We start from the raw sequence: 4,579 nt of genomic DNA on the forward strand, positions 1-4,579 counted from the left end.
TTGCTTGTGATAATTCTTGGACTGAGGCTTGGCTCCTTTCTTGAACTTCCTACTTAACCTACGTTGGTGTTGCTTTAACCTCCGTTCACTACGTCTTAAAAACTTAGGACAATCGACCGTGTTTCCGTTCTGGTCGGTGTAGAAGTGTTTTAACCCCAAGTCAATACCGATGACATTGCCTGTGTATTGTCCTTGCTCTTTGCGCTCCACATCCAAGCAGAATTGAGCATAGTACCCATCTGCTCTGCGTACCACTCGCACTCGGTTGATTTTAGAGTTGAGGACATGCTGTCTTGCCTCTCCATTGCAGTACAAGGCAAATGTACCTGCATTGAAGCCATCAGTGAAGGTGATGGACAGTCCATCCGCTGATAGCTTCCAACCCGATAGCTTGTACTCTACAGAGCGGTAATGCTTCTTGAATTTGGGGTATCCCTTCTTTGCCTCCTTGTTTTTGCAGCTGGTATAGAAGCGAGAAATAGACGCCCAAGCTCGCTCTACACTTGCTTGTCTGGCTGCTGAGTTTAACTTTTTAGCAAAATCAAACTCTTGACCCAAGGTTTTGCAGTGGGCGTAGAGGTCATTCCTACCCACGCCCTTGCCGATCTATCCAGTACCGTACACACTTGTTGCGCACAAACTGTGCGGTACGGATGGCTTCGTCCAGAGACTGATATTGCTCCTGTGTGCCCTTTAGCTTGGCTTCTATGACTTTCATGGTTCCATTTTATCACAGACTCAGCTTGATAAAACAATATGCGCCTTATATCCCCATAGCTAAAGCTAGGGGCTTTACGGCGTTTTTCGGTAAATTCCCGTAAATTGACGGATTCCCCTTCGCGCTAGGTTGTGTACACTGGCACATATGCGTTAGCAGTCATCCACAGGCAAACGGTGGGGGTTCGGGGCATGGGGCTACTGCAAGTTGAGCAAATTCGCGAAACACTGCAAGAGGTATTGTCCGAGCATTCGGTGATTGTGCAAGTCAATCAGTTTCGCAACCAACTGAATATCATCCTCAACAAACCGCCGGGAACCATCGCCCACTATGCGGCCTTAGTGGACTTGCTCAAGTCGCGCTTAGGGCAGTTTCACCTCGACGACATTGACCGCATTAAAATTATTGGCCGCATCCAAGGGTCGCCCAAATCCGACTGGGAAGAGGTGATTGATCTGCGTCCCACGCCGCTGGTATCCCAACCCACCTATGCATCCTCAGCCCCTTGGGTGGTGGCGATCGCCGCTGGCGTTGTCAGCCTCCTCGTGATTTTTAGCTACCACATGGGACAATGGCAGCAGCAGCAGCGAATGCAGTCATTAATCGGCACAGCGTCCTCTCGTCAAACTGTCACGTTGACGGACTACAAGTGGCACATCGAGGGAGGGGCACCCTTCTTAGTTGGTGTCCTCAAAAATTACAGCGAAGACAGTTTTCGCCTTGTCCAAGCTGATTTTGAACTGTTTGACAAGGGAGGGCAGCGCGTGGGGCAAGTCTCTGTTCAGGTCTATGGTTTAGGCCCAGAGGAGACGTGGCATTTCCGTGAACCCGTGGGTAACCTACAGGCCGTGCGGGCACGGCTGCTAAAGCTGCAGTCGTTTCTCTAGCAGGGAATCATGACGGATCTCAAAGCCTTAATTTTTGATGTTGATGGTACCTTGGCAGATACCGAGCGGGATGGTCACCGCCTTGCCTTTAACAAAGCCTTTGCCGCTGCTGGGCTTGACTGGGAGTGGGATATCCCCCTCTACGGCCAACTGCTAACGGTTGCTGGCGGTAAGGAGCGGATGAAGTACTACCTAGATCGTTTTCGCCCCGATTGGCCGCGCCCCCAAAATCTTGATGCCCTGATTGCCGATCTCCATAAAGCCAAGACCCGCTACTATACCGAGCTACTTGCTCAGGGCGCGATTCCCCTAAGGCCGGGAGTGAAACGATTACTGACCGAAGCCCGTGAAGCGGGATTACGACTGGCGATCGCCACCACCACAACCCCCGCCAACGTCACAGCTCTGCTGCAAAATGCCCTTGCGAGCGATGGCGTAGAGTGGTTTGAACTTATTGCGGCTGGGGATATGGTACCCGCCAAAAAACCCGCACCGGATATTTATTTGTATGCCCTAGAGCACATGCGCTTGTCTCCCCAAGAGTGCCTTGCCTTTGAAGACTCTGCCAACGGTATCCAAGCAGCGGCGGCGAGCGATCTGGCCACCATCATTACCATCACCGACTACACCAAGGATCACGATTTTCGTGCCGCTGCCCTTGTGTTGGACTGTCTCGGAGAGCCAGACTACCCCTTCCGCGTACTGAAGGGCGAAGTAGGCTGGACCACCTTTGTCGATGTTGCCCTGTTGCGATCGCTCCACCGTCAATGGCTCACTATGCCAGCCACCAGCCGTCTGTGATCTAAGTTTCCAGAGCGTTCTACAGTAGAATTAGCCAGTTATTTGGACTGCTATGTACACGATTGATTTAATTCTGCGCCATGTCCCCATGCCTGTTGGCGTTGAACGCAAAGACACAACTGCTGCGGAAGCACTGTATCAGACCGTTTGTCAGGCCATGGCCAGCGGTACGCCCACGGTGCTAGAGCTGACCTGCGATCGCCAAGTTGGCAAAAAACTCACCGTGCTCACCACCGATATTGTGGCAGTGCAACTAGCTGATAAGAATGCCTCTACCGCCGTCAGCAGTCGCGGTGGCTTCTTTGCTCAGCTCGTTCAACCGCCAAGCACTTAAAAACCTTTGACAAAAAATTAACCTTTCTTTATCGAATGTGATGATTTGTCGCTAGGATACAAAGGATCACAGAGTCGTGCATCTGCATCGGAAACATGATCGCTTCCATGCAGTGGTCTAGGGGAACGTTCAGCGAATCCTCCCCGTCTAAGCATTGGAGCATCTGTGGTGTGTTGTACCTCCTTGAGGGTGTTTTATGGTTACTATGCGGCGTTTCCTTCCGGCGTTAGTGCTGCTCAGTTGTGCAGTTAGCGTTGCCATGCCTGCCCTTGTCCATGCCCAAGTGAACCAAGGGTTTACCTTTACCTGGGGCGACGGGCCGAGCGGGCGGCAGCAATTGCAGTACCATCTGGAGAATGGCACACCGGGGTTTATGGGCGATCGCTACTGGCTACGCCTTGGGCAGCAAAAGGTTGCCATCAACCGCATCAATATCACCTACCCCGATTACTACAGTGGCATTATCGATCCCAGCGGCATTGAAGTTAGGATTGGCGGCAATCGCAGTAATAACTTTTTCCAGTTTCGCCGCGATCCCGGCAAAAAAATTAAACTTGCCGAGGTGTCTCTTGATCGCGATAACCGAGTCATTGATATTGTGCCTGCGGAAGTTATTCCTGCCGGTACAACGGTTCAAGTCATTCTCAACAATGTGCGTAACCCTAACAATGGCGGGATGTACTACTTCAACGCCCGCATTGGCTCACCGGGGGATATTCCGTTGATGCGCTACATCGGGACTTGGGTGCTGAGTATTGCCCGCAATTAACCCCGCCCTGACAATTTGCGAACTGGTAGGCTATGGCGATGATTACCGGGGCGATCGCCCTAGGTCTTTACTCAAGGCGAGGGCGTGCCACCCTCGCCAGCTCGTTCCTTGAAACCCACCTGCCTCAGCAGTTTTCTATGATTCTGTTCACTGGCTGTGTCAATGTTTAGCGTGTTCCATCCCCCTCAGCCTCACATTTCACCCATTTTGACCCCCCTGATGTATTGGGTGGCGGGTGATTTAGTCTTGCAACGCTACTTTCGCGCTATTGACGTGGACGGACAACACCATATCCCTCGATCTGGGCCGGTTATCCTAGCCCCGACCCATCGTTCTCGTTGGGATGCCTTGATTATTCCCTATGTTGCTGGGCGACGGCTAATGGGGCGAGATTTATACTTTATGGTGTCTCACGATGAGATGCTGGGGCTCCAAGGCTGGGTCATTGGCCAATGCGGTGGTTTTCCAGTGAATACCCAAGCGCCAGCCGTCAGCGCACTACGCACTGGGGTTGAACTCTTGTTGCAAGGGCAGGCACTCGTTGTTTTCCCAGAGGGCAATATTTTCCGTACCCCTGAGATTCAGCCCCTCAAGCCCGGTCTGGCTCGTCTAGCGTTCCAAGCCGCTCAGCGATGCACTGCTGTGACCATTGTCCCCATTTTGCTGACCTACAGCCAGCCCTATCCTCGCTGGAGTAGCCACGTCAACGTAGTCATTGGCGCCCCTTTAACCACGGCAAACTATCCCCTAGATCAACCGAAATTATCGGCACAACAGTTGACAGCGGATTTGTTTGCTGCGTTACAACGCCTACAGCATCGGCAGCGCCACCTCTGCTCCGTCTAGCAACCCCTTGACTTCTCCCCTCCTTGAAAGAGAGGGGATTCCCAAAGGATGCTACGCAACGGGCTGAAGCCGCGTTGCTTCGCTTTTCCCTTGAGCTGTCACCCACAACTTAATGCGGGTGGGGGCAGTCAAAGACCCCCTACTCACCTCAAGCATTTCTGCTATTGGGACTACGTTTACGTTTCGGTTCGTGGTTTCGCGCTTTTCAACACTAGCCAATTAGA

General features: G+C 52.3%; 8 protein-coding genes. 6 read left to right on the forward strand and 2 right to left on the reverse strand.

Translation table 11 applies throughout. The features are described 5' to 3' along the window. Positions 1-558: RNA-guided endonuclease InsQ/TnpB family protein (locus L5470_RS12495; protein ID WP_499500160.1), on the reverse strand; the 558-nt coding region annotated here is incomplete at its 3' end. 28 nt (positions 559-586) lie between these two features. Next, a complete protein-coding gene (locus L5470_RS12500; RefSeq protein WP_499500161.1) occupies positions 587-718 on the reverse strand; it encodes a hypothetical protein in 132 nt (43 codons plus the stop codon). Between the two features lie 191 nt (positions 719-909). Between L5470_RS12500 and L5470_RS12505 the strand changes: the two genes are divergently transcribed. The 6 genes from L5470_RS12505 (at position 910) to L5470_RS12530 (ending at position 4,355) form a co-directional block, all read left to right on the forward strand. Then, on the forward strand, positions 910-1,605 hold the full coding sequence (locus L5470_RS12505) for an FxLYD domain-containing protein (protein WP_499500162.1): 696 nt from the start codon (positions 910-912) through the stop codon (positions 1,603-1,605). A 9-nt stretch (positions 1,606-1,614) separates the two neighbouring features. Next, positions 1,615-2,406, forward strand: a complete 792-nt coding sequence (locus tag L5470_RS12510) for an HAD family hydrolase (RefSeq protein WP_099799328.1) — start codon at positions 1,615-1,617, stop codon at positions 2,404-2,406. Positions 2,407-2,458: 52 nt separating this feature from the next. Next, positions 2,459-2,740 (forward strand): UPF0367 protein family, encoded by a 282-nt coding sequence (locus L5470_RS12515; RefSeq protein ID WP_099799327.1) that lies wholly within the window; start codon positions 2,459-2,461, stop codon positions 2,738-2,740. A 205-nt stretch (positions 2,741-2,945) separates the two neighbouring features. Beyond that, on the forward strand, positions 2,946-3,509 hold the full coding sequence (locus L5470_RS12520; protein WP_499500163.1) for a DUF2808 domain-containing protein: 564 nt from the start codon (positions 2,946-2,948) through the stop codon (positions 3,507-3,509). Between the two features lie 32 nt (positions 3,510-3,541). Beyond that, the gene (locus tag L5470_RS12525; protein WP_157768358.1) at positions 3,542-3,679 is read left to right on the forward strand and encodes a hypothetical protein; all 138 of its coding nucleotides are present in this window, start codon (positions 3,542-3,544) and stop codon (positions 3,677-3,679) included. Then, complete coding sequence (locus L5470_RS12530) at positions 3,672-4,355, forward strand: lysophospholipid acyltransferase family protein (protein WP_099799326.1); 684 nt, start codon at positions 3,672-3,674, stop codon at positions 4,353-4,355. Before L5470_RS12525 ends, L5470_RS12530 begins: the two co-directional genes overlap by 8 nt. Positions 4,356-4,579: the final 224 nt, after the last annotated feature.

The organism is Synechococcus sp. PCC 6717, assembly GCF_022698185.1.
Taxonomy (GTDB): Bacteria; Cyanobacteriota; Cyanobacteriia; order Thermosynechococcales; family Thermosynechococcaceae; genus Thermosynechococcus; species Thermosynechococcus lividus.